Annotated in this window: 22 protein-coding genes and 1 pseudogene; 16 read left to right on the top strand and 7 right to left on the bottom strand. The window is 65.6% G+C overall.

The annotated features are described in order from the left end of the window. The first annotated feature begins 10 nt into the window (after positions 1–10). The 3 genes from BM297_RS21335 to BM297_RS00105 all read left to right on the top strand — a co-directional run bounded on the left by BM297_RS21335 (position 11) and on the right by BM297_RS00105 (position 2,906). Positions 11–823 carry an IclR family transcriptional regulator gene (locus tag BM297_RS21335; RefSeq protein WP_175526572.1) on the top strand — a complete coding sequence of 271 codons (813 nt, stop codon included), beginning with the start codon at positions 11–13 and terminating at the stop codon, positions 821–823. Between the two features lie 219 nt (positions 824–1,042). After that, complete coding sequence (locus tag BM297_RS00110; RefSeq protein WP_092426958.1) at positions 1,043–1,723, top strand: type 1 glutamine amidotransferase domain-containing protein; 681 nt, start codon at positions 1,043–1,045, stop codon at positions 1,721–1,723. Positions 1,724–1,805: 82 nt separating this feature from the next. Continuing rightward, positions 1,806–2,906, top strand: a complete 1,101-nt coding sequence (locus BM297_RS00105; RefSeq protein WP_092426955.1) for an NADH:flavin oxidoreductase/NADH oxidase — start codon at positions 1,806–1,808, stop codon at positions 2,904–2,906. Positions 2,907–2,937: 31 nt separating this feature from the next. Here BM297_RS00105 and BM297_RS00100 read toward each other — a convergent pair whose 3' ends face one another. From BM297_RS00100 to BM297_RS00085, 4 genes are all read right to left on the bottom strand, one after another. Continuing rightward, entirely contained in the window at positions 2,938–5,010 is a 2,073-nt protein-coding gene (locus BM297_RS00100) for an HD domain-containing protein (protein WP_092426952.1), read from the bottom strand. A 30-nt stretch (positions 5,011–5,040) separates the two neighbouring features. Then, the gene (trhA, locus tag BM297_RS00095) at positions 5,041–5,658 is read right to left on the bottom strand and encodes a PAQR family membrane homeostasis protein TrhA (RefSeq protein WP_092426949.1); all 618 of its coding nucleotides are present in this window, start codon (positions 5,656–5,658) and stop codon (positions 5,041–5,043) included. Positions 5,659–6,057: 399 nt separating this feature from the next. After that, entirely contained in the window at positions 6,058–7,980 is a 1,923-nt protein-coding gene (locus BM297_RS00090; RefSeq protein WP_092426946.1) for an FAD-dependent monooxygenase, read from the bottom strand. A 293-nt stretch (positions 7,981–8,273) separates the two neighbouring features. Then, positions 8,274–8,705: a helix-turn-helix domain-containing protein gene (locus BM297_RS00085; RefSeq protein ID WP_092426943.1), complete on the bottom strand. Its 432-nt coding sequence runs from the start codon at positions 8,703–8,705 to the stop codon at positions 8,274–8,276. A gap of 81 nt (positions 8,706–8,786) precedes the next feature. Between BM297_RS00085 and BM297_RS00080 the strand changes: the two genes are divergently transcribed. The 4 genes from BM297_RS00080 (at position 8,787) to BM297_RS00065 (ending at position 10,775) form a co-directional block, all read left to right on the top strand. Continuing rightward, positions 8,787–9,284: a DUF2938 domain-containing protein gene (locus tag BM297_RS00080; RefSeq protein WP_092426940.1), complete on the top strand. Its 498-nt coding sequence runs from the start codon at positions 8,787–8,789 to the stop codon at positions 9,282–9,284. A gap of 98 nt (positions 9,285–9,382) precedes the next feature. After that, positions 9,383–9,610, top strand: coding sequence for a DUF2798 domain-containing protein (locus BM297_RS00075; RefSeq protein ID WP_092426937.1), 228 nt, complete (start codon positions 9,383–9,385; stop codon positions 9,608–9,610). A gap of 286 nt (positions 9,611–9,896) precedes the next feature. After that, positions 9,897–10,283, top strand: coding sequence for a DUF6152 family protein (locus BM297_RS00070; protein ID WP_092426934.1), 387 nt, complete (start codon positions 9,897–9,899; stop codon positions 10,281–10,283). 12 nt (positions 10,284–10,295) lie between these two features. Next, positions 10,296–10,775 (top strand): hypothetical protein, encoded by a 480-nt coding sequence (locus BM297_RS00065; protein ID WP_092426931.1) that lies wholly within the window; start codon positions 10,296–10,298, stop codon positions 10,773–10,775. Positions 10,776–10,910: 135 nt separating this feature from the next. Here BM297_RS00065 and BM297_RS00060 read toward each other — a convergent pair whose 3' ends face one another. Then, positions 10,911–11,909, bottom strand: coding sequence for an LLM class flavin-dependent oxidoreductase (locus BM297_RS00060; RefSeq protein ID WP_092426928.1), 999 nt, complete (start codon positions 11,907–11,909; stop codon positions 10,911–10,913). Positions 11,910–12,151: 242 nt separating this feature from the next. Between BM297_RS00060 and BM297_RS21330 the strand changes: the two genes are divergently transcribed. Then, positions 12,152–13,141 (top strand): HEPN domain-containing protein, encoded by a 990-nt coding sequence (locus BM297_RS21330; protein WP_139230993.1) that lies wholly within the window; start codon positions 12,152–12,154, stop codon positions 13,139–13,141. Between the two features lie 35 nt (positions 13,142–13,176). Here BM297_RS21330 and BM297_RS21325 read toward each other — a convergent pair whose 3' ends face one another. Beyond that, on the bottom strand, positions 13,177–14,490 hold the full coding sequence (locus BM297_RS21325; protein ID WP_139230992.1) for a hypothetical protein: 1,314 nt from the start codon (positions 14,488–14,490) through the stop codon (positions 13,177–13,179). A 185-nt stretch (positions 14,491–14,675) separates the two neighbouring features. After that, the gene (locus BM297_RS00045; protein WP_092426919.1) at positions 14,676–15,275 is read right to left on the bottom strand and encodes a helix-turn-helix domain-containing protein; all 600 of its coding nucleotides are present in this window, start codon (positions 15,273–15,275) and stop codon (positions 14,676–14,678) included. 254 nt (positions 15,276–15,529) lie between these two features. On the opposite strand from BM297_RS00045, the gene glnT reads away from it, so the two are divergent. The 8 genes and pseudogenes from glnT to BM297_RS00005 form a co-directional block, all read left to right on the top strand. Then, on the top strand, positions 15,530–16,864 hold the full coding sequence (gene glnT, locus BM297_RS00040; RefSeq protein WP_092426916.1) for a type III glutamate--ammonia ligase: 1,335 nt from the start codon (positions 15,530–15,532) through the stop codon (positions 16,862–16,864). 59 nt (positions 16,865–16,923) lie between these two features. After that, entirely contained in the window at positions 16,924–17,829 is a 906-nt protein-coding gene (locus BM297_RS00035; RefSeq protein ID WP_092426913.1) for a class II glutamine amidotransferase, read from the top strand. 11 nt (positions 17,830–17,840) lie between these two features. After that, on the top strand, positions 17,841–18,524 hold the full coding sequence (locus BM297_RS00030) for a GltB/FmdC/FwdC-like GXGXG domain-containing protein (RefSeq protein WP_092426910.1): 684 nt from the start codon (positions 17,841–17,843) through the stop codon (positions 18,522–18,524). Positions 18,525–18,617: 93 nt separating this feature from the next. Further along, entirely contained in the window at positions 18,618–19,940 is a 1,323-nt protein-coding gene (locus BM297_RS00025; RefSeq protein WP_092426907.1) for an FMN-binding glutamate synthase family protein, read from the top strand. Between the two features lie 192 nt (positions 19,941–20,132). Next, on the top strand, positions 20,133–21,482 hold the full coding sequence (locus BM297_RS00020; protein ID WP_092427885.1) for an ammonium transporter: 1,350 nt from the start codon (positions 20,133–20,135) through the stop codon (positions 21,480–21,482). Positions 21,483–21,636: 154 nt separating this feature from the next. Next, on the top strand, positions 21,637–22,032 hold the full coding sequence (locus BM297_RS00015; RefSeq protein WP_092426904.1) for a lysozyme inhibitor LprI family protein: 396 nt from the start codon (positions 21,637–21,639) through the stop codon (positions 22,030–22,032). Positions 22,033–22,115: 83 nt separating this feature from the next. Continuing rightward, on the top strand, positions 22,116–22,286 hold the full coding sequence (locus BM297_RS21745) for a hypothetical protein (RefSeq protein WP_175526571.1): 171 nt from the start codon (positions 22,116–22,118) through the stop codon (positions 22,284–22,286). A gap of 107 nt (positions 22,287–22,393) precedes the next feature. Beyond that, positions 22,394–22,626: pseudogene (locus BM297_RS00005) on the top strand (IS4 family transposase); the annotation flags it as partial.

Here is a 22,626-nt window from a genome sequence, read left to right as displayed (position 1 = left end):
ATCCGCCGCCATGCCTACCGTCAGCCTCGCCGAGTCCGCCCGGGTGCCGGGCACCCAGACCCTCGACCGTTCCTTCGCCCTGCTGCGCGCCATCGCCGCGGCGGGGGAGGCGGGCGCGACCCTGGACGAGCTCTGCGCCGAATGCGGCGCTTCGTCGAGCACCACCTACCGGCTGCTGCAGGCCCTGCGCCAGCAGGGCTTCGTCCGCCCCGGCACGCAGCGTGGCCGGCATGTGCTGGGCTACGAGCTGTTCGCCCTCGGCGCCCAGGCCGGCAACCCCGGCGGCCTGCGCGACCAGGCGCGCCCGGCGCTGCTGCGCCTGGCCGAGTGCTTCGGCGACAGCTTCTTCCTGCTGGTGCCGGACGGCCACGCCGTGCTGTGCCTGGAGCGGCAAGGCGGCAAGCAGCCGGTGCGCAGCTACAGCGAGGTGGTCGGCGGGCGCATCCCCATGGGCGTCGGCCAGGGCTCGCAGGTGCTGCTGGCGCACCTGGGTCGCCGCGACTGCCGCGACACCCTGCGCCACAACGCCGCCACGCTGCGCCTCGACTATGGCCTGGACGCCGAGGTGATCGCCGCCAGCCTACCCAGCGTGCGCCGCCTCGGTTACGCCTGCGGCCTGCCCGACCGCCGCCTGCCCGGCTACACCGGCCTCGCCGTGCCCATCGTCGACGGTGCCGGCCAAGTGCTCGGCGCGCTCAGCTGCGCGCTGTCGCGCCCGCGGATGACCGCCGCGCGGCGGCAGGCGCTGGCGGAGGCGATGATGGGCGAGGTGGCGCGGATCGTCGGCGCTACGCCATCTGCGCCGGGCGGGCTGCATCCCTGAGCGTTGCGGGCCTGGCGTCAGCGCCCGTTCACGATCTGCGGGTTGCCGTTGGAGCACGACAGTTCCCGCAGGCTGCGGGCGCGGTTGCGGCCGCGGTGGGCGGTATTCATTTGGCCGATAGCGGGCATCAATGTTTTCGAATTATCGAAACCCCGCCAGCCGCCTAAGCTTGTTCACCACGCCCCACTGACCGGCCGCATGGCCGCACAGGAGAACGCGATGAAGATTCTGATGGTGCTCACCTCCCACGACCAGCTGGGCGACACCGGCCACAAGACCGGCTTCTGGCTGGAAGAGTTCGCCGCCCCCTACTACGTGTTCAAGGACGCCGGCGCCGAGATCACCCTGGCCTCGCCCAAGGGCGGCCAGCCGCCGCTCGACCCCAAGAGCAGCGATCCCCTCGCGCAGACCGCCGCCACCGAGCGCTTCAACGCCGACGCCGAGGCCCGCGCCGCGCTGGCCAGCACCCTGACCCTCGACGAGGTGCGCGCCGAGGACTTCGACGCGCTGTTCTACCCCGGCGGCCACGGCCCGCTGTGGGATCTGGCCGTCGACCCGCGCTCGGCCGCGCTGATCGAGCGCTTCCAGGCCCTCGGCAAGCCAGTCGGTGCGGTCTGCCACGCCCCGGCGGTGCTGCGCAACGTCAGAGGCGCCGACGGCCAGCCGCTGGTCAAGGGCAAGCAGGTCACCGGCTTCAGCAACAGCGAGGAAGCGGCGGTGGGACTCACCGACGTGGTGCCCTTCCTGGTCGAGGACATGCTCACGGCCAACGGCGGCCACTACAGCTGCGCGGCCGACTGGCAGAGCCACGTCGCCGTCGACGGCCTGCTGGTCACCGGGCAGAACCCGGCGTCCTCCGACGCCAGCGCCGAGGCGCTGCTGAAACTGCTCGGCCACTAAGAAATCGCCTTCCGTCCGGCCCCTTGGCGGGGCCGGCGCTGCGCTTCATCCCCATTCATCCCGCTTTTCGAGACGACTCCGCATGTCCGCACTGTTCACCCCGTTCCAGCTCAAAGACGTCACCCTGCGCAACCGCATCGCCGTGCCGCCGATGTGCCAGTACAGCGCCACCGACGGCCTGATCAACGACTGGCACCTGCACCACTACGCCAGCATCGCCCGTGGCGGCGCCGGTCTGGTGATAGTCGAAGCCACCGCCGTCGCCCCCGAAGGGCGCATCAGCCCCGGCTGCGCCGGGCTGTGGAGCGACGCCCAGGCCGAAGCCTTCGCCCCGGTCGCCGCCGCCATCAAGGCCGCCGGCGCCGTGCCGGGCATCCAGATCGCCCACGCCGGGCGCAAGGCCAGCGCCAACCGGCCTTGGGAAGGCGACGACCATATCGCTGAAGGCGACCCGCGCGGCTGGCAGACCATCGCCCCCTCGGCGATCCCCTTCGGCGCCCACCTGCCCAACGTGCCGCAGGCCATGAGCCTCGACGACATCGCCCGCGTGCAGGCCGACTTCGTCGCCGCCGCGCGCCGCGCCCTGGCGGCCGGCTTCGAGTGGCTGGAACTGCACTTCGCCCACGGCTACCTGGCGCAGAGCTTCTTCTCGGCGCACAGCAACCAGCGCGACGACCAGTACGGCGGCAGCCTGGCCAATCGCAGCCGCTTCCTGCTGGAAACCCTCGCCGCCGTACGCGAGGTTTGGCCGGAGCACCTGCCGCTGACCGCCCGTTTCGGCGTGATCGAGTACGACGGACGCGACGAGCAGACCCTCGAGGAATCCATCGAGCTGGCCAAGGGCTTCCGCCGCGGCGGGCTGGACCTGCTCAACGTCAGCGTCGGCTTCACCATCCCCGACGCCAACATCCCGTGGGGGCCGGCGTTCCTCGCGCCGATCGCCGAGCGCGTGCGCCGCGAGGCGGAGATTGCGGTGGCCTCGTCCTGGGGTATCGACAGCCCGGCCAACGCCGAGCGTGTGGTCGCCGAGGGGCAGATGGACCTGGTGATGATCGGCCGCGCCCACCTGGCCAATCCGCACTGGCCGCTCAAGGCCGCCCAGCAGCTCGGCGTCGAGCGCCCCACCTGGGTGTTGCCGGCGCCCTACGCCCACTGGCTGGAGCGCTACCGCGTCGCCGAGTAAGCGAGCGCCGGGGTAGCCGGGAAGGGCGCGCTCAGAACAGCAGCGCGTTGTGGATCGGATGCTCCTGCGCATACTTCACCCGCAGCCAGTCGACCAGGCAGCGGGTGAAGGTCTTGCTGCACGCGCGCAGCTCCATGTACAGCTCGGACTCCTCACGGTTGTCCTCGCGCAGGTCGGCCAGCTCGCGGCGCTTGGCCGGGTCGGAGATCTGCCGCAGGAAGAACTCGTAGATCGCGAAGATTTCCCGCGTCTTCGCCGCCAGTGCGGCCGAGGTCTGCTCGGCCGGAGTGGCGCTGGCGATGGCGTGAATCCGCTCCAGCGCGGGCAGCTCCAGCAGGGTGAGCATCCGCTCGATCCGCGCGTCGCGGGCCGGCTCGCTGGCGGTCTCGGCGATGGCGATGATCGCCGCGAAGTACAGCAGCTTGCGCGAGAACTTCAGCTTGATGCTGCGCAGCCCCCAGTCCCTCTGGTCGACGCAGGCCTTGTGCTGCACGTCGGTGCTGATCGTCCGGTAGTAGCGGATCACGTCGTTGAGCAGGAAGCGCGAGATCGACTTGTCCCGGCTGCCCTTGCAGATGTACGCCGCCATCAACTGCCGGCGCAGGCTGGCGAAGCGCTGGTCGCCGTACAGGCTGCGCCCCTCCAGCAGCAACAGCATGCGCCGGGTCAGCGACGGATTGCTGTCCTGGCTGCCGCCGATGTGCTCCACCAGCGGCGCGAAGTCCTGGGTCGCCTCGCCGCCGAAGAGGCCCGAGTCGCTGGTTTGCCGGGCGATGTAGCGGTCGACGACCCGCTTGATCTGCGTCTTCTCCTTGCGGATGTGCTCGGCGCTGCAGCCATCCAGCAGGATGAAGTAGTCCAGATCGGACTCGGTGCAGGCCTCTTCGCGCCCGTAGGAGCCGGTGGCCACCACGCTCAGCCGATCCCGGCGCGGGCTGGTGTCCACCAGCGCCTGCAGGTCCGCGCGGATGCGCTGCACCACGGCCTCGCTGTGGCGCCTGGCCCTGGCGATGTGCGGATAGTCGTGCAGGAAGTCGCGGTACGCCGGGTTGCGCTCGCGCTGCGGCTCTTCGTCCGGCTCCAGCTTCGCCAGCAGAGCGCTGGCCTGGGCCTGCTGGCTGCTCCGGATCAGGCGGTAGCGCTCGGGGAAGCTCTTTTCGCCGTCGACGAAGTAGCCGCGGAACTCGACCTCGAAGTCCTCGTCGGACAGCCAGGCGGGCAGCTGGCTGCGCTGCAACTGCGCCAAGCCCTCGAACAGGCCGGGGTACTTGTGCCGCCAGTGCGTTTCGCCGGCGTAGAAATCCTCTTCCACGACGGCCTGTCCGTCATCGGTGTGGGCAAAGAACTGCCGGCTGGCCTGGTCGGCGAGAATCCCCAGTGGCTGGCGGATGAACTGCGTATAGACCAGGTTCTTGCGTTCCCAGAACTCGTCGAGGATCGCCAGCGCCGCTGCGTCCCGGCGCGTATCCACCAGGGCGGCGCGGGCGGTGGCCAGCCGGCACAGTGGCGGCAGGCCGGGCTCCAGACAGTCGAGGGAGCGGGCGATGCCGTCGAAGGTGTCGATGTTCATGCGGCCGACGAACAGGTCGCCGCCGGTGGTGCCGCCGATCTGCTGGTCGAGCAGGTTGAGCAGGAAGGGCACGTCGGCCACGTTCTGCAGCAGGGCGTTGAGTTCCCGGCCGATGCGCACCTCGCCGCGGATGATCCGCGCGCTGGCCTCATGGTGGCCGTAGCCCGTGCACGCCTGCAGGGCCGCCTCGCTGCTGTGGGACAGCGGCGGGTGGCCGATGTCGTGGAGCAGGGCGGCGATCACCAGGTGCTGGCGCAGTGCCGGCGGGTAGTCCCGGCCGCAGGCCACGTAGTTGGCCAGGGCGGCGACGTGCAGCGAGTGCGCGGCGCGGCTGCGCTGCGCCCTGGGCAGGAACAGCCGGTGGGTGTAGTCCAGCGCGCCGAGAAAGGCCACGTCGTGCAGGCGGCGGAAGGCTTCGGTGTGCATGATCGCCACGACCACCGGGTCGCTGGCGGTTTCCTCGAGCCATGCGCCGAGGTCGGTTTCCCTCGCTGTTGCGCTGTCACTCCAGGGCAGACTGGCAGGTGTGTTCATCGGGCACGCCGTCGTTGTCCATAGGAAGCTTCACACCACATACACCAGCACCGCCACGTAGTGAAGGGTGCTGCCGCCGATCACGCACAGGTGCCAGATGCCGTGCCAGTGGCGGAAGCGCTCGTCGAAGACGAAGAAGACCATGCCGACCGTGTAGCAGATCCCGCCCGCCAGCAGCCAGGCAAAGCCCGCCGGGCCGAGGGAGGCGGCCAGCGGCTCCACTGCCACCACGGCAATCCAGCCCATCAGCGCATAGATCACCAGCGACAGCACCCGCGCCTCGGAGCGCGGCTTGAGCTCCTGCAGCATGCCGACCAGCGCCATCCCCCACACCGTGCCGAACAGCGCCCAGCCCCACGGCCCCTGCAGGGTCAGCAGACAGAATGGTGTGTAGCTGCCGGCGATCAGCAGATAGATCGACAGATGATCGAGCTTGCGCAGCACCGCCTTCGCTCGGCCGCGCACGCTGTGATAGACGGTGGAAATGACGTAAAGCAGCACCAGACTGGCGCCGTAGACCGCGACGCTGCCGATCTTCAGCGGCTCGCCTTCCCACAGCGCCTGCACCAGCAGGCAGATCGCGCCGATGCTGGCCAGCACCGCGCCGACCAGATGGGTCCAGGCGTTGAAGCGTTCACCGTGGTACATGATTTCCACCCCCGGCGTTCACAACCCCTCGAATGCCCCGCACCAGCCGCAACCCTCACGGCTGTCTGTGACAGGGCCGTATCTACAGTTCAGCACAAGCTGCGGGAGTTGGTGGTCAGCGGGGCAGGTGGCCGACGAGAGAGCGGACCCAGCCGTAGGGGGCAACTGCCGCAGGCATTGCCCACCTTGGGGAGCCGCGTCTGACACCGGGGTAGAACATCGCTGCGCGAGTTTTCTACCCTGCGTGCTGAACGGCGGCGCCCGCCGGGAGGCGCTCAGCGCAACCCGGCTACGTCTCGAAGCTGCGCAGGCGGTGTTCGGGCTGGTAGAGGTCGCCGGTGAAGAACGACACAGCCCGCCGAAGCGGGCTGTGTCGTTCTTCCAAACGGGCGAGCGGACTTACTTCAGCATGAACCCGGCAAAGAACTGGCTCAGCTCGGCATGGGCATTGAGCGGCAGGATGGTGGCGACGTGCTGGTCCGGGCGTACCACCACCATGCAGCCCTGCGCACGGTCGATGCCGCGCTGCGCGAAGATGTCGTGCGCCGCGCTGGTCTGGAAGACCTTTTCGTAGTCGCGCAGGCCGTATTTTCCCTTGGCGGGCCAGAGGAAAGCCGGCAGTGCGTCGATGGCCAGATCCTGCTGCTGGAACACCGCGTAGACATCGATCACCGAGTCGATATCCGCCCCGGCCGGGGTGTATTGCTTCACCGGCGAGCTATCCGCGTTGGCCAGGAACTCGACCAGCTTGGCCGACGCGGAGGTCGCATCCAGCGGGCCTTGCGCATCGGCAAAGATGAAAATGCGCCAGCGGCCATCCGCCTTGTTCAGGTGCCCCAGATGCACCGGGCAACCATCCGCCACGCGCACGGCCTGGGCGGAATGGAAACGCTGTCCGATCGGGAAGCCGCTCGCCAGCGCCTGGTGCTCATGCCCCGTGCACAGCCAGGATTCGTCATAGCCGATCGAGGTGCCGGCGATGAAGCCGTTCTGCCGGGCGATGAACTTCTCGATGTCGGCGGTACTGGTCTTCGCCGCGGTGGCGTCCTTGTTGGCGCGGGTGGCGACCAGCGCCGACATTTCGCGGTCGGCGTTGATCAGCATGAAGGCCACCTTGCGGCGCTCGGTGGCGTAGGTCTGCAACAGCTTCGGCTGCGACTTGCCCTGCAGCACCGCCGCCAGCTTCCAGCCCAGGTTGAAGGTGTCGGGCAGCGAAGTGTTCAGGCCCCAACCGCCTTTCGGGCTGTGGGTATGGCAGGCATCGCCGGCGACAAAGGCACGCGGAATCAGGCCATCCGGATTGCCCACCGGGGTATCGTCGAAGCGCTCGGCAACGCGCTGGCCGACTTCATAGATGGACCACCAGGCGACTTCCTTAACATCCACCTGATACGGACTCATGATCCGCTTGGCCTTGGCGATGATGTCATCGACGGTCAGGTTCAGCTGCGAAGCCCGCTGATCCTTGCCCAGCAGGTCGAGCTCGACATACAGACGCACCAGATAGCCGCCCTCACGCGGCACCAGCATCACCGCGCCGTCGTCCTTCGACTGGATGAAGCTCTTCACCCGGATATCCGGAAAGTCCGTCGCCAGCAGCACATCCATCACGCCCCAGGCCTTGTTGGCCGAGTCGCCTTGCAGCTCGATCCCCAGATTCTTGCGTACCGCACTGCGGGCACCATCACAGCCAACCACATAGCGGGCCTTGATGGTTTCGACCTTGCTCGACTGGCTGGCATCGTTGCGCTCGAAGGTCGCGGTGATCGGGTGTGCGTTCAGATCCTGAGTCAGGCTCTGATCCACCACCAGCTCCAGCAGGCGGCGGTTGTAATGCGGCACCAGGTGGGTGATCGAATGCGCCATGCCGTCGAGCAGAATGTCGTGCAGGCGCGCCTGGTTCACCACGCAGTGGGTGAACTCGGACAGCCCCAGGCGCGCATCCGGCACCTTGTGCGTGCGCTTGATGTGCTGCGGATTCTGCGCATCCGGCTCCCAGAAGGCGTTCTGGTGCAGCTGGTAGGCCTCCTTCTCCAGCAGTGCGCTGCTGTTGAAGGCTTCCATGATTTCCATGGTGCGGCAGGAAATACCATCCGCCTGGCCAAACAGCATGGGCCCGGACTTCTGCTCGACGATGCAGGTCTTGATATCGGCAAAATCCGCCAGCTGCCGCGCCAGCGCCAGGCCCGCCGGGCCACAACCGACGATCAGCACATCGACCTCTTTCGGCAGATCGACCATCGGCGGCGGCGCTGCGGGCTCACGCGCCGCATCGGGAATCTGGTAGTTGCCGGGCTTGAAACCGTTCAGATGGTATTGCATGAGCAGAATCCTCTTGTCGTTGTTGTCGGCTGAGCGCACGTCAGGACGCCGCTGCGCTGTTTTGACACTGAGCAACAGCATAGGTCGACAAGAGACACTGCCCTGTCCCCTGAAAATGGGGACACGGGATGTGAAGTGGTTTGCCGGTAGCGAATCACCGGCCCATGTCCAGCGCCGCCCCGCAGTAGCATCCGTGCACTCCGTTCCAATTGCTGCGCGTGCCGCTTCGATGATCACATGCAGGCGGAAGGGTAGTTAACTCGCGCGTCGATTGCGCCGGGCCGGCGGTCGTCTCACTTGCGCAGGCGCCCGCGCCCGGGGTTTGTGTGCTTGCGCGCATGGGCGCTCGCCGCCGCGGCCTTCACCAGCCGCTGGAAGGTGGGGCATTCGGCATGGCTGGGGGCCGGGCAGGCGGCCGCATGGCGCAGCCCCCGGCTCATGGCCTGCAGGCGCTTGATGGTCGCGTCGAGTTCGTCGGCCTTGGCCGCGAGCATCTGCCGGTCGATCTCGGGTTCCCCGTTGGCGCCGAACATCGAGCGTATCTCCTCCAGGGTGAAGCCCGCTGACTGCCCCAGGGAAATCAGCGCCAGCTGGTCGAGTATCTGCGGCGCGAAGCGGCGCCGCTCGCCAGGGCTGCCGAGCGAGGCGATCAGCCCCTTCTCCTCGTAGAACCTCAGTGTCGATGCCGGCACCCCGGAGCGTTTTGCGACCTCGGCGATATCCACAAATAACCCCTTGACCTCAAGTTTACTTGAACTTCTATAGTCACCCCGAACCCATCACCGGTCAACCTGAACGAGGTCATCATGGGACACCTGTTGCACGACATCATCCTGGCCGCCGGAATCGGCATCGGCGCGACCGCGGTCATGGACATCTGGCTGACGTTCCTCAAATCCAGGGGCGTCAAGACGCTCGACTTCGCCTTCATCGGCCGCTGGGTCGGGCACCTGGTCCGTGGAAAAGTGAGGCACGACGCCATCGCCAGGGCGCAGCCGATCAAGGGCGAGCTCGCCCTGGGCTGGTTGATGCACTACGTCACCGGCATCGCCTTCGCCGGCCTGCTGCTCGGCATCGAAGGCAGGGACTGGGTTCGCAGCCCGAGCCTGCTGCCCGCACTGCTGGTCGGCATCGCTACGGTGGTCATTCCCCTGTTCGTGATCCAGCCCGCCATGGGCTCCGGCTTCGCCGCCGCCAGAACGCCCACCCCGCTGAAGAACTGCATCCGCAGCGTGGCCAATCACGCGGTCTTCGGCCTGGGTCTCTACCTGAGCGCCGTTCTGCTCGCCTGGCTCCTGCCCTGAAGTCGACCCCGACCAACCTCCACCGGAGAGCGAGAAATGAAGATAATCACAGCCATCCGTAGCGACGAGCGCTGCAGCCAGCAACTGGAGGTCGCCCGATGATTCCCAGGAAATACAGCCAGGTATTGTTCGCCCTGATCCTCTCCGGACTGATGTCCCTGATGGTGTCGGGAATCTCCACCCTGCGCGCCGTGGGGTCGGTACCCGACTTCGCCAGCCTGTGGATCGACGCCTGGCTGACCGCCTGGCTGTTCGCCTTTCCGGCGGTGCTGGTCATCGCCCCGCTGGCGCGCCGGGCGGTGGAGTTGCTGGTCGTGAAGGACTAGCGGCCTGTTTGGTCAGTTCAGTTAGTCAATTTCGGCGCCCATGGCCCCGATTCTGCGTTGCCACTCCTCGCCATAGCCCTGCTATGACTCGTCGCGGCGCCTTGTCTCGGAACCATGGTCATCCGAACTTGAGCTAACAAACTAACCGCACAGGCCACTAGACAGGCTCACTCCGGACGCTCCGCGTCCAGCCGCGGGGCGGCCGAGGTCTACGAGCAGCCTATACTCGGTCCGATGAAGCGGCCCTGCGGTCCGGGGCATGACGCGCACAGGCGGAGGAACGGGCATGCACCTCTGGACGAAGTTGAAAGCGGCTGCGATCGCACTCGCGCTCGCGGTTGGCGTGTTGGGGGCGCAGGTCGCGGCTGCCCACCATGGCTGGGGCTGGACGAGCGACGAGGAGTTCGTGCTCACCGGCAAGATCGTGGCGGTACGCCTCGGAAATCCCCACGGCGAGCTGAGCGTGGAGGCGGACGGCCAGCGCTGGATCGTGGAGGTCGGCCAGCCATGGCGCAACAAGCGGGCTGGCCTCGACGACGATCTGTTGAGCATCGGCCGGGAGCTCACCGCCCATGGCCACCGCTCTTCCAACCCGGAGCAGCGCCTGATGAAGGCCGAGCGCATCGTGATCGAGGGCAAGAGCTACAACCTGTATCCCGATCGCGCCTCCTGAGACGAGCGGAACATGGCGAGCTGGCTCGCTGCGCTAGAGGCGACCGGATTCGCCCAGGCGCTGCGCGACTCGGTGTGGTCCTACCCGCTGGTCAACGCGGGGCATGTGCTGGGCGTGGCGCTCCTGGTCGGGGCCATAGTGCCGCTTGACCTGCGCCTGCTGGGGGCCTGGCGCACGCTGCCCCTCGCCCCGTTGTGGGTGGCCCTGACGCGCACCGCCGCAGTGGGTCTCGCCCTGGCCGTGGGGTGCGGCGGGCTGCTCTTCGCAACGCGTGCGACCGAATACGCGGCGTCCGGCCTGTTCCTGGGAAAGATGGCGCTGGTTCTGCTCGCGACACTCAACGCGCTCGCCCTGCGCCGGGCCGGCTTCGATCCGGCGGGCGTGCACGGCGAGGCCGACAAGGTGCCCCCACGTATCCGCCTGGCCGCGGCTTTCTCGCTCGCGGCGTGGCTCACGGCGCTCGGACTCGGCCGGCTGGTGGGTTACTTCTGAAGGTGGGTGCCTCGTCCAGCGCGCTGCATCGCCACGCACCTTGATGGCTCCCACCCTCCGGCGTGGGAGCCCGAATCATCGACGCTCCGCGTCCAGCTGCAGGGGCAGCTCAGTGGGCAGGATCAAGAAGCCCACCTAGCGCAAGCCGGCGACGATCTCGAAGCTGCGCAGGCGGTGTTCGGGCTGGTAGATGTCGCCGGTGAAGATCAGCTCGTCGGCGCCGGTCTGCTCCAGCAGCACTTCCAGGCGGGCGCGCACCTTCTCCGGCCCGCCGATCACCGCCAGGCCCATGAAGTCGCCCACCGCCGCCTGCTCGTGGGGCCGCCAGCGCCCGGCCATGCTCTCCACCGGCGGGCGCAGCACCAGGCTCTCGCCGCGCATCAGCGCCAGCACGCGCTGGTAGGCGGTGGTGGCGAGGAACTCGGCCTCCTCGTCGCTCGGTGCAGCGATCAGCGGCACGCCGACCATGGCGTAGGGCTTGTCGAGGGCCTCCGAGGGCTGGAAGTTGTCGCGGTAGATGCGCAGCGCCTGATGCAGGTAGCGCGGCGCGAAGTGCGCGGCGAAGGCGTAGGGCAGGCCCATCTGCGCCGCCAGCTGGGCGCTGAACAGGCTGGAGCCGAGCAGCCAGATCGGCACGTTGCTGTCCATGCCGGGCATGGCGATCACCGTCTGCCCCGGCTGGCGCGGGCCGAGCAGGGCCTGCAGCTCCGCGACATCCTCGGGGAAGTCGTCGGCGCTGCCGCTGCGCTCGCGGCGCAGAGCGCGGGCGGTCTGCGGGTCGGAACCCGGCGCGCGGCCGAGGCCCAGCTCGATGCGTCCCGGATAGAGCGCGGCGAGGGTGCCGAACTGCTCGGCGACCACCAGCGGCGCATGGTTGGGCAGCATGATCCCGCCGGAGCCCAGGTGCAGGGTCGAGGTGCCGGCGGCCAGATAACCGAGCAGCACGGCGGTGGCCGAACTGGCGATGCCTTCCATGTTGTGGTGCTCGGCCACCCAGAAGCGCGTGAAGCCGAGGCGCTCGGCGTGCTGCGCCAGCGCCAGCGAACGCCGCAGCGCCGGCCCAGGGCCGACGTCGTCGTCGCGCATCGGTGCCAGGTCGAGGATGGAAAACGGGGTGGTGGACAGCTTGCTCATACAGCCTCCAGAAGTCGTTACGGCTTTATGGGGGCGGATGGGGGAAAGGCAAGGCTGGGGGGCGGGGGCAGGGCAATGTGGGCGCTATGGCTGGCCCCTTGGTAGAAAATCGTTTTGCGAGTGTTCTACCGCTATGTGCAGCGTCTATTCAACCAAAGCCTTCAAACGACTGATGCCCAACAACCCTATGATTTTAGTTAGAGTTGACGGATGCGATTCACAGAGCAAAAGGTAACTCGACAATGCCCGCTGAAAAATGGACTTTGCGCCTCTCCGTAAAGCTGCTTGGTGAAAAATCGGTTTCTGGGCTGGAATCTGAGCCTACTTTTCAGGTCGGGACGCTCCAGATAACGGCAAAAGAGCGAACTGGCCACCTTGTTCTGCAAGCGCGCGACTTCGACTCCGAAGCTGCTGCGGTAGCCTATGTCCCACACTTGAAGGCCGGACTTTGGAATCTTTCCATAGAAAGAAATATCGCATTTGTCCCATATTTTCAGCGGCGTGAAATTATCCGAGCTAACGATCCCGAGGGAGCGGCTAAGCATCTGGATAAGGGATTCAATCTCCCCTACACAGGGCCGGTGCATGGCTTGACTGAAGAAGCGGGTTTCACCGTGTATAGGGGCGGCGAGAATATCCGCTTTTTCTCGATGAGCGCCACAGGTTATGTATCCACACCATGGGCCATGGTGGAGGAATCGTTAAGCGAAGGAATACAGCTTGGTAATGTCGTATCTGACCAGACTGACCCGCGTCTGGATATTGCACTGGACTTATATCTGGCGCACTTGTCAGAGAGTTCTACCAGAGCTCGTTTCTTGACCCTTATGATGGCACTCGAAGTGCTTGCACCAGAGGCGGATAAACATGCTGAGGCTGTGGTGCTGCTGCAAAAATTTGCTGCCATGGTGCAAGCGAAACTCAATGCGACATCAGATGACGAGGCCTACGACGCCTTGCAGGCCTTGCTCAGGGAAATCGATTTTCGCAAGGAAACTTCCATCCGGCGCAGGGTGCGCAAACTTGTCCTAGACGTTGCGCCGCTTTCCGAACCAGAGCTTAATAAGCTTGCTCGCAAGGTGGTGAATGCCTATGACTTGCGTGGCTCATTGGTCCACACAGGCACCGTAGACGCTCAAGCATTGAGTGATGCGTATGCAGTGGTCCTCAATGCGATCAAGTTGATTCTTCAAGTGCGCCTTGGTATCAAGCCAACCGATCGGGCTAGCTAGGCAGTTCTAAAACATCGAAGGTGCAACGTATGCGATCAATCATCCACAATGATCGATCGTCCACGCATGTTGTGCGGCAGTCGGCCTAGCTGTTGCTGCTGCTTGATGATGTCCGCATGTGGGTCCGGATGAGGGATCAGTTCCCCCAGAAAGATGCGTTGCCTCAGGCAACCAGCTACCACTAGTTCCAAGTCGCATATGGGATCTTCACCATACTGGGAATAGTAGGCTTCGTAGTGCTCCGATTCATATACGTCGGGGGCGGCGCCATGGACGACGGCGCCACGAAGCTTCATGAGCAGGAGTAGCCTGTTTTGATCAATAGGCTCATTGATCGTAGACCTGACGAAGTCAATAGCTGCCCTCGTGTGCCGATGCTGGGCGGAAACTAGTGAGTCCAAGGCCATGCACAGGGTGGGAAAACGCTCCCTAGGGGCATCAAACCAAGCACGGTGGAAGTACTCCAATGCCCGCACTTGGGACTTTTGTACAAACGCCTCACTGTCGAACAGCGTGCTGAGGATTTCTAGCCATGGATGATCGTCTTTGGTGATGATAATGTCGCTAGGTATCCGTGGAGTCATTGGTTCGGTGTCTGGACTACACGAGACAGTCGTGGTTGACAACGTGCAATGGCCTCCATGCACTGATCTCCCTATTTGTAGGTATCTCTCTTTCCTGATGGCGGTTAGCGACAGCGCTCCGAGCGTTGCACATGCACGCTTACGAGCAACTAACGGGTCTGGCGAATTGATGCAAAGCCAGGTCGACGTCGGCTTGGGCAATCCTATCAGTCCCTCGATGGGCGGAAACTGAGTCGGTAGCAGGGAAGGTAGACGAGTTTCAAAACCCTCGAGTGCGGCGGCCAAGCCATCTGATCCTGTGAGAGCAAAATGGCGGGACTGAAAGCAAGCCATGACTCTAACTGGGACTAGAGGATAGAGGGTGACTTCATTAGAAGGATTGAAAAGTTGAGAACGACGCAGGGCTTGAGACAGGATGGAAAGACTTTTCGGGGAAATCTGCTGGGCCAGCGATACGTTGGGGGATAGGGTCAGGCGGCCCTCACTTATATAGGCGTAGTTTTCGGTGATAAAGTTGGTGGTCATCGACCACAGCGAACCAATCGAGATGTCCCTGAGGAAGGGCGCGCCATGTCGCCGGAGAAAGAGCAGGGCTTCGATATATTGATGTTCCCGGACGAAAATCTCAGCACCGATTCGGTGATTCCAATGCGGAGTGCCCGGCATCCCATATAGGAATGAAGTGAGTAACTGGTCCCCGCTGGGGTACAGACTTCCGAGGATGCGCAGCAGAGCATCTGTGAAAATTTGTTCATCGCTATGCATGGAGGCTGTTCCCTCAGCTAAGAATTTTTCTTCTGGTGGGTTGGCAGGTATTTACGCAATACCACTAAAAGGCTCTTCGGAGCATCTCTGCTATTTCCCGTTTTCAACCACTCCACAGAGCTGCGAGCGACTTTTCCGTCGTCAACCGCAACAAGTTGATTGTTCCGCGTCCGTCCTGCTCCTGTTTACTCCTTCCCATAATTCACCACCGACAACAGCTTGATCGGCACCTTCACCAGCTGCTCAGGCCCGTGCGGCACTTCGCCGTCGAAGGTCAGGCTGTCGCCGGGGCCCATGGGGTAGAGCTGGTTGCCGTGGCGGTAGACCAGTTCGCCTTCCAATAGATGCAGGAACTCGGTGCCGGGGTGGGAGAAGGTCGGGAACACTTCGCTGGCGTCGTCCATGTCGATCATGTAAGCCTCGAAGTTCTTCTTCGGCCCGCGCACGTGGTTGAGCAGGTGGTAGGTGTGGCCCTTGTCGGTGCCGCGGCGGACCACCTCCATGCCTTCACCGGACTTGACCAGCAGCGCGCCGCTGCCTTGCTGGTCGTACTGGCTGAACAGCTTGGACATGGGCATGCCGAGCACGTCGCACAGGCGGCTGAGGGTGTCGAGGCTGGTGGAGACCTGGGCGTTCTCGATCTTGCTGAGCATGCCCTGGCTGATGCCGGCGATGCGCGCGACGTCGGCGATCTTCAGTTCCTGGGCCAGGCGCTGGCGCTTGACCTGCATGCCAAGGTACTGCTCCAGCTTGAGGCGGGGTTGATCGTCGTCGGTTTTCTTCATGCGGATCTGCACTCTTTTAGATCAAGAATATAAATTTCGCACCAGGAATGTTCGCTGTTGGGGGCCGTTCGGTCCCGGCTGGCGCGTGACTTTCCCGCAATGAAACCATCTTTCCCATATAGATAGAAGGATTGCGGGGCTTTCGCCGGGTTGGCGAGTGGGCGGGCAAGGTTGGCAAGGTGTTTGCATTTCTTTTGGTGAAAGTAAATTTCCCCAGCGGAATAAAGCATCAGCGACCGAGGAGCCAACCGCCCATGTTGCCCAGCGAAACCCAGAAAATCATCGACCAGTACGGCATCAAGTACGTGCTGGCGCAGTTTGTCGACATCCATGGCGCCGCCAAGACCAAGTCGGTGCCGATCTGCGGTCTGGAGGCGGTCGCCGAGGCCGGCGCCGGTTTCGCCGGTTTCGCCATCTGCGGCATGGGCATGGAGCCCCACGGCCCGGACTTCATGGCCAAGGGCGATCTGTCGACCCTGACTCCGGTGCCCTGGCAGCCGGGCTACGGCCGGGTGGTGTGCATCGGCCACGTCGACGGCCAGCCGCATCCCTACGACAGCCGCTACGTGCTGCAGCAGCAGGTGCAGCGCCTGAGCGACAAGGGCTGGACGCTGAACACCGGCCTGGAGCCGGAGTTCAGCCTGTTCCAGCGCGACGGCGCCGGCAAGCTGCAGCTGGTCGACGCCTCCGACAACCTGGACAAGCCCTGCTACGACTACAAGGGCCTGTCGCGCTCCCGCGAGTTCCTCGAACGGCTCACCGAGGCGCTGCAGCCGGTCGGCTTCGAGATCTATCAGATCGACCACGAGGACGCCAACGGCCAGTTCGAGATCAACTACACCTACAGCGACGCCATGACCTCGGCGGACCGCTTCACCTTCTTCCGCATGGCCGCCGGCGAGATCGCCAACGAGCTGGGGATAATCTGCTCGTTCATGCCCAAGCCGGACCCCAAGCGCGCCGGCAACGGCATGCACTTCCACCTGTCGATCAGCAGCGCCACCAACAAGAACCTGTTCCACGACGCCAGCGACCCGAGCGGCATGGGCCTGTCGAAGATGGCCTACCACTTCATGGCCGGCCTGCTGGCCCACGGCCCGGCGCTGTGCGCCTTCGCCGCGCCGACGGTGAACTCCTACAAGCGCCTGGTGGTGGGCCGCTCGCTGTCCGGGGCGACCTGGGCGCCGGCCTTCATCACCTACGGCGCCAACAACCGCTCGGCGATGGTGCGCATCCCCTACGGGCGCATCGAGTTCCGCCTGCCGGACGCCGGTTGCAACCCCTACCTGGTCAGCGCCGCGATCATCGCCGCCGGCCTCGACGGCATCGACCGCCAGCTCGAGCCGGGCGCGGTGTGCAACGAGAACCTCTACAAGCTGAGCCTGGAGGAGATCGCCGGTCGCGGCATCGCCACCCTGCCGCAGAGCCTCAAGGAAGCCTGCGACGCGCTGGAGGCCGACCCGCTGTTCCGCGAGGTGCTCGGTCCGCAGATCGTCGACGAGTTCATCAAGCTCAAGCGCATGGAGTGGGTGGAGTACAGCCGCCACGTCTCCGACTGGGAAATCCAGCGTTACACCGAATTTTTCTGACCCGCTTCGGGCTGTCGCCCGCGTGGGCGGCGGCCACCTGCCTCCGAAGGAGAGTGAACATGTGTGGAATCGTAGGTCTTTACCTGAAGAACCCGGCGCTGGAGTCCCAGCTCGGCAAGCTGTTCGAGCCGATGCTGCTGGCCATGACCGACCGCGGTCCGGACAGCGCCGGCTTCGCCATCTACGGTGACGAAGTGAAGGACGGCTGGGTCAAGCTGACCCTGCAGAGCACGGTCGGCGAGTACGACTGGAACGCCCTGATGGGCGCGCTGGAAGGGCGCCTGGGCTGCTCGCTGGACTGGTTCCAGAACGCCAGCGCCGCGGTGCTCAAGGTCGCCGCCGAGGAAGCGCTGGTGCGCGCCGCGCTGGCCGAACTGGCCCCGCAGGTGCGCATCATGAGCGCCGGGCAGAGCATCGAGATCCTCAAGGGCATGGGCCTGCCGGCGGAAATCGCCGAGCGCTTCAAGCTGGCGAACATGAAGGGCAGCCACATCATCGGCCATACCCGCATGGCCACCGAGAGCGCGGTGACCATGGAGGGCAGCCACCCGTTCTCCACCGGCGCCGACCTGTGCCTGGTTCACAACGGCTCGCTGTCCAACCACAGCCGCCTGCGCCAGGAACTCAAGCGCAAGGGCATCGCCTTCGAGACCCTCAACGACACCGAAGTGGCCGCCGGCTACCTGACCTGGCGCCTGCAGGAGGGCGACAGCCTCAAGGAAGCGCTGGACCACTCGCTGGAAGACCTCGACGGCTTCTTCACCTTCGCCATCGGCACCCGCGACGGCTTCGCGGTGATCCGCGACCCGATCGCCTGCAAGCCGGCGATCCTCGCCGAGACCGACGACTACGTGGCCATGGCCTCGGAGTACCAGGCGCTGGCCAGCCTGCCGGGCATCGACAAGGCCAAGGTCTGGGAACCCGAGCCGGCCACCATGTACATCTGGGAACGCAAGTCCGCCTGAGGAGCGCACACATGAAAACTATCGATCTCTCTACCGCCACTGTGCGCGATCTGAACCAGGCCCTGCACGACCAGGTGAAGACCCTTGAAGAACGCGAGTGGGTCGTCACCCATTCGGACGGCAAGCACAACCTCGCCGTGGGCATCAACGAAGCGCTGTCCATCGATATCCAGGGCCACGCCGGCTACTACTGCGCGGGCATGAACCAGAAGGCCAGCATCACCGTGCACGGCAACGTCGGCGTCGGCGTGGCGGAGAACATGATGTCCGGCTCGGTACGGGTGAAGGGTAGCGCCTCCCAGGCTGCCGGCGCCACCGCCCACGGCGGGCTGCTGGTGATCGAGGGCGATGCCGGCGCGCGCTGCGGCATCTCGATGAAGGGCGTCGACATCGTGGTCGGCGGCAGCATCGGCCACATGAGCTGCTTTATGGGCCAGGCCGGTCGCCTGGTGGTGTGCGGCGATGCCGGCGACGCGCTGGGCGATTCGCTGTACGAGACGCGAATCTACGTGAAGGGCACGGTGAAGTCGCTGGGTTCGGACTGCATCGAGAAGGAGATGCGCGCCGAACACATCGAGGAACTGGCCGACCTGCTGAACCGCGCCGGCTTCGACGAGAACCCGGCCAGCTTCAAGCGCTACGGCTCGGCCCGCCAGCTGTACAACTTCAAGGTCGACAACGCGTCCGCCTACTGATCGAGACCATCGTCCGGGCTTGCCGCGCGCGGCCCGGCCACCCGATTCCGGCCCGCTGGCGCCCTGCGCCGGCCGGCCACGAGGAGTAGCACCATGAGCGAGAAACACACCCCGGTACTGCGCGAGTCCGCCACCTTCGACCGCCTGACCATCCAGGAAATCCAGCGCGCCGCCGAAACCGGCATCTACGACATCCGCGGCGGCGGCACCAAGCGCAAGGTGCCGCACTTCGACGACCTGCTGCTGCTCGGCGCCAGCATGTCGCGCTACCCGCTGGAAGGCTATCGCGAGAAGTGCGGCACCGACGTGGTGCTCGGCACCCGCTTCGCCAAGAAGCCGATCCACCTGAAGATCCCGGTGACCATCGCCGGGATGAGCTTCGGCGCGCTGTCCGCCAACGCCAAGGAAGCCCTCGGCCGCGGCGCGACCATCGCCGGCACCAGTACCACCACCGGCGACGGCGGCATGACCCCGGAAGAGCGCGGCCAGTCGCAGCACCTGGTCTACCAGTACCTGCCATCGCGCTACGGCATGAACCCCGACGACCTGCGCAAGGCCGACGCCATCGAGATCGTCCTCGGCCAGGGCGCCAAGCCGGGCGGCGGCGGCATGCTGCTGGGCATGAAGGTTACCGAGCGGGTCGCCGGCATGCGCACCCTGCCGATCGGCGTCGACCAGCGTAGCGCCTGCCGCCACCCGGACTGGACCGGCCCGGACGACCTGGCGATCAAGATCGCCGAGATTCGCGAGATCACCGACTGGGAAAAACCGATCTACGTGAAGATCGGCGCCAGCCGCCCGTACTACGACGTCAAGCTGGCGGTGAAGGCCGGCGCCGACGTGATCGTCCTCGACGGCATGCAGGGCGGAACGGCCGCGACGCAGGAAGTGTTTATCGAGCACGTCGGCATCCCGATCCTCTGCGCCATCCCGCAGGCCGTGCAGGCGCTGCAGGAGATGGACATGCACCGCAAGGTGCAGCTGATCGTCTCCGGCGGCATCCGCACCGGCGCCGACGTGGCCAAGGCCATGGCGCTGGGCGCCGACGCGGTGGCCATCGGCACCGCCGCGCTGATCGCCCTCGGCGACAACCACCCGCGCCTGGACGACGAGCTGAAGAAGATCGGCTCGGCCGCCGGCTTCTACGACGACTGGCAGAACGGCCGCGACCCGGCCGGCATCACCACCCAGGACCCGGAGCTGAGCAAGCGCCTCGATCCGGTGGAGGGCGGTCGCCGCCTGGCCAACTACCTGCGCGTGCTGGTGCTGGAAGCGCAGACCATGGCCCGCGCCTGCGGCAAGTCGCACCTGCACAACCTCGACCCCGAGGACCTGGTGGCGCTGACCGTGGAGTCCGCCGCCATGGCCCGCGTGCCGCTGGCCGGCACCAGCTGGATTCCGGGCCAGCAGTACTGATCGTCGGACGGGCGCCTGCAGCGTACTGGCGCCCGCTCCACTGGTCCGGATCCCGTAGGGCGAATTCATTCGCCAGCGCAGCCCTGTCGGGCGAATGAATTCGCCCCTACGGATCGGTATCCCGGCCAGGAACTTGCATTGCGTCACCACGACTTCCAGGAATTCTTCAATGACCGTTTGAGGTGCATCACCATGTCGACCACACCACTAGGTTCCACACCGCTACGCCGCACGCTCAGTCGTGCCCTGCCGCTGTTGCTGATGGCCTTCGCGCCGCTGGCGCTGGCCGAGGAAGCCGCCCCCGTTCTGGATACCGGCGTCACCGCCTGGATGATGACCGCCACCGTGCTGGTGCTGTGCATGTGCCTGCCCGGCCTGGCGCTGTTCTACGGCGGCCTGGTGCGCGCCAAGAACATGCTCTCGCTGTTTTCCCAATGCTTCGCCATCGCCGGGGTGATCGGCGTGCTGTGGGTGATCTACGGCTACAGCCTGGTGATCGACACCACCGGCATGGCGGCCGGCGAATACAGCTTCAACAGCTTCGTCGGCGGCCTGGAGCGCGCCATGCTCGCTGGCCTGAAGGGCGACAGCCTGGTGCTGGGCATGCCGGAAGGGGTGTTCATCACCTTCCAGATGACCTTCGCCATCATCACCCCGGCGCTGATCGCCGGCGCCTTCGCCGAGCGCATGAAGTTCGTCGCCGCTGTGCTGTTCATGGCGCTGTGGTTCACCTTCGTCTACGCGCCGATGGCGCACATGGTCTGGGGCGGTCCGGGTGCACTGATGCACAACTGGGGTGCGCTGGACTTCGCCGGCGGCACTGCCGTGCACATCAACGCCGGTGTCGCCGCGCTGGCCGCCTGCCTGCTGCTGGGCAAGCGCAAGGGTTACCCGCACGTCGAGATCCGTCCGCACAACCTGCCGTTGGCGATGACCGGCGCGGCGCTGCTGTGGGTCGGCTGGTTCGGCTTCAACGTCGGCTCGGCTGCCGGCGTCGGCGGCATCTCCGGCATCGTCATGCTCAACACCCAGCTGGGCGCCTGCGCCGGCATCGTCGGCTGGATGCTCACCGAAGTGCTCAAGGCCGGCCGGCCGAGCGCCATGGGCCTGGCTTCCGGCGCCATCGCCGGCCTGGTCGGCATCACCCCGGCCTGTGCCTACGTCGGTCCCGGCGGTGCGCTGGTCATCGGCCTGCTCAGCGGCGTGCTGTGCTACCTCGCCGTCACCTCGCTGAAGCAGCGCCTGGGCTATGACGACAGCCTCGACGTGTTCGGCCTGCATGGCGTCGGCGGCGTGGTTGGCGCCATCCTCACCGGCGTGTTCTGCGTGCCGGCGCTGGGCGGCTACGTCGAGGGCAGCGAGATCCTGCCGCAGGTCTGGGCGCAGCTGAAGAGCGTGCTGTTCACCTTCGTCTACTGCTTCGTGGTGAGCTGGGTGCTGCTCAAACTGGTCGACAAGCTGGTCGGTCTGCGCGTGGACGAGGAGGTCGAGGACATCGGCCTCGATCTGGCCGAGCACAACGAGCGGGCGTATAGCCACTGATCGTTTGCAGCGAGCGCTGAACAAGACGCCGGGCATTGCCCGGCGTTTTGCTTTTCCTGCACGTTCCATGGCGCGGCAGCGTCGCGCAGAACATCTACCCTGAGGGGAGGCCGGACGGCGGTCCGTGGGGTTTCCGATACGGGAGGTTTTCGTCATGCGTCAGCTTGCTCTGCCTGTGCTGTTCCTGGCGCTCAGTGCTCCCGTCGGGGCGCAGATGTACGGCGCGGACTACGAGGAATGCAACCAGCAATCCACCACCGAGATCGTCGACTGCCTGAATGCCAGCGCGAAAACCTGGGACCGCCGGCTGAACGGCGCCTACAAGGCGCTGATGTCGCGCAGCGACCCCGGCCAGAAGGAGCCGCTGAAGGCGGCGCAGCGCCTGTGGGTGCAGTACCGCGACGCGAACTGCGGTTTCTATGCGGCGGGCGAGGGCTCCATCAGCCAGGTCGCCGCTGCCGAGTGCCTGCGGGCCATGGCCCAGCAACGGGCCTGCGAGATGGAGGCCGCCAATATGCAGGAGGGGGCGGCGGGGCAGGGGTGCGAGTGAGCACAGGAGGCGCGGGCCTGGTCTGAGGCGCAGTGCAGGACGATGCCACCTGGCCCATGTTTCGGGAGCCGGTGGGGAGGATGATGACGATGGCTCAAGAGGGGCAGCAGAGGGGAGCGAGAGCTTCCCTGCCGATGATGGTGGCGATCGAAAAGGATGCCGTCGCCCTGCTCCGCGACGCCGCATTGCTCTTTCTTGCGGTTCTATTGCTTGGCTGGCCGGAGCAGTTCAATGCAACTCTGGTCAGTGCCTGAGGAATCCCCACAAAAAATCTTTACGAATCAAAAGGATAGGGCTTGAAGATGCCTGCATGGGCGGGCACGGTGGTTGTCGCCAAACATAGCCACCACACCCGTTCCCCATGCAGGCCGTCCAATTTTTACATACCGCGTTCGCTCAAGCACTGCCGACCATTCACGCTCGCCGCCTGACCGCACTCATGGCTTGCGTCAGCGCCTTGCTACAAGGTCAGCGCCTGACCCTGACGGCGCTGGGACGCTCGTTGCCGGGGCAGGCCTACCCCAAGCACGCCATCAAGCGTGTGGATCGCCTGCTCGGCAATCCGCACCTTCAGTCCGAACAGCTGCTGTTCTA

Origin of the sequence: Geopseudomonas sagittaria (assembly GCF_900115715.1) — a bacterium.
In the GTDB taxonomy this organism is placed as follows: Bacteria; Pseudomonadota; Gammaproteobacteria; order Pseudomonadales; family Pseudomonadaceae; genus Geopseudomonas; species Geopseudomonas sagittaria.
The sequence above is the reverse complement of the archived record's forward strand: the minus strand, read 5'-3'. Positions and strand labels throughout refer to the sequence as shown.

What these genes read in the sequence shown, in the direction of transcription:
- BM297_RS21335 (WP_175526572.1), top strand. Translation starts at nt 11, where the DNA reads ATGCCTACCGTCAGCCTCGCCGAGTCCGCCCGGGTGCCGGGCACCCAG.
- BM297_RS00110 (WP_092426958.1), top strand. Translation starts at nt 1,043, where the DNA reads ATGAAGATTCTGATGGTGCTCACCTCCCACGACCAGCTGGGCGACACC.
- BM297_RS00105 (WP_092426955.1), top strand. Translation starts at nt 1,806, where the DNA reads ATGTCCGCACTGTTCACCCCGTTCCAGCTCAAAGACGTCACCCTGCGC.
- BM297_RS00100 (WP_092426952.1), bottom strand. Translation starts at nt 5,010, where the DNA reads ATGAACACACCTGCCAGTCTGCCCTGGAGTGACAGCGCAACAGCGAGG.
- trhA (WP_092426949.1), bottom strand. Translation starts at nt 5,658, where the DNA reads ATGTACCACGGTGAACGCTTCAACGCCTGGACCCATCTGGTCGGCGCG.
- BM297_RS00090 (WP_092426946.1), bottom strand. Translation starts at nt 7,980, where the DNA reads ATGCAATACCATCTGAACGGTTTCAAGCCCGGCAACTACCAGATTCCC.
- BM297_RS00080 (WP_092426940.1), top strand. Translation starts at nt 8,787, where the DNA reads ATGGGACACCTGTTGCACGACATCATCCTGGCCGCCGGAATCGGCATC.
- BM297_RS00075 (WP_092426937.1), top strand. Translation starts at nt 9,383, where the DNA reads ATGATTCCCAGGAAATACAGCCAGGTATTGTTCGCCCTGATCCTCTCC.
- BM297_RS00070 (WP_092426934.1), top strand. Translation starts at nt 9,897, where the DNA reads ATGCACCTCTGGACGAAGTTGAAAGCGGCTGCGATCGCACTCGCGCTC.
- BM297_RS00065 (WP_092426931.1), top strand. Translation starts at nt 10,296, where the DNA reads ATGGCGAGCTGGCTCGCTGCGCTAGAGGCGACCGGATTCGCCCAGGCG.
- BM297_RS00060 (WP_092426928.1), bottom strand. Translation starts at nt 11,909, where the DNA reads ATGAGCAAGCTGTCCACCACCCCGTTTTCCATCCTCGACCTGGCACCG.
- BM297_RS21330 (WP_139230993.1), top strand. Translation starts at nt 12,152, where the DNA reads ATGCCCGCTGAAAAATGGACTTTGCGCCTCTCCGTAAAGCTGCTTGGT.
- BM297_RS21325 (WP_139230992.1), bottom strand. Translation starts at nt 14,490, where the DNA reads ATGCATAGCGATGAACAAATTTTCACAGATGCTCTGCTGCGCATCCTC.
- BM297_RS00045 (WP_092426919.1), bottom strand. Translation starts at nt 15,275, where the DNA reads ATGAAGAAAACCGACGACGATCAACCCCGCCTCAAGCTGGAGCAGTAC.
- glnT (WP_092426916.1), top strand. Translation starts at nt 15,530, where the DNA reads ATGTTGCCCAGCGAAACCCAGAAAATCATCGACCAGTACGGCATCAAG.
- BM297_RS00035 (WP_092426913.1), top strand. Translation starts at nt 16,924, where the DNA reads ATGTGTGGAATCGTAGGTCTTTACCTGAAGAACCCGGCGCTGGAGTCC.
- BM297_RS00030 (WP_092426910.1), top strand. Translation starts at nt 17,841, where the DNA reads ATGAAAACTATCGATCTCTCTACCGCCACTGTGCGCGATCTGAACCAG.
- BM297_RS00025 (WP_092426907.1), top strand. Translation starts at nt 18,618, where the DNA reads ATGAGCGAGAAACACACCCCGGTACTGCGCGAGTCCGCCACCTTCGAC.
- BM297_RS00020 (WP_092427885.1), top strand. Translation starts at nt 20,133, where the DNA reads ATGTCGACCACACCACTAGGTTCCACACCGCTACGCCGCACGCTCAGT.
- BM297_RS00015 (WP_092426904.1), top strand. Translation starts at nt 21,637, where the DNA reads ATGCGTCAGCTTGCTCTGCCTGTGCTGTTCCTGGCGCTCAGTGCTCCC.
- BM297_RS21745 (WP_175526571.1), top strand. Translation starts at nt 22,116, where the DNA reads ATGACGATGGCTCAAGAGGGGCAGCAGAGGGGAGCGAGAGCTTCCCTG.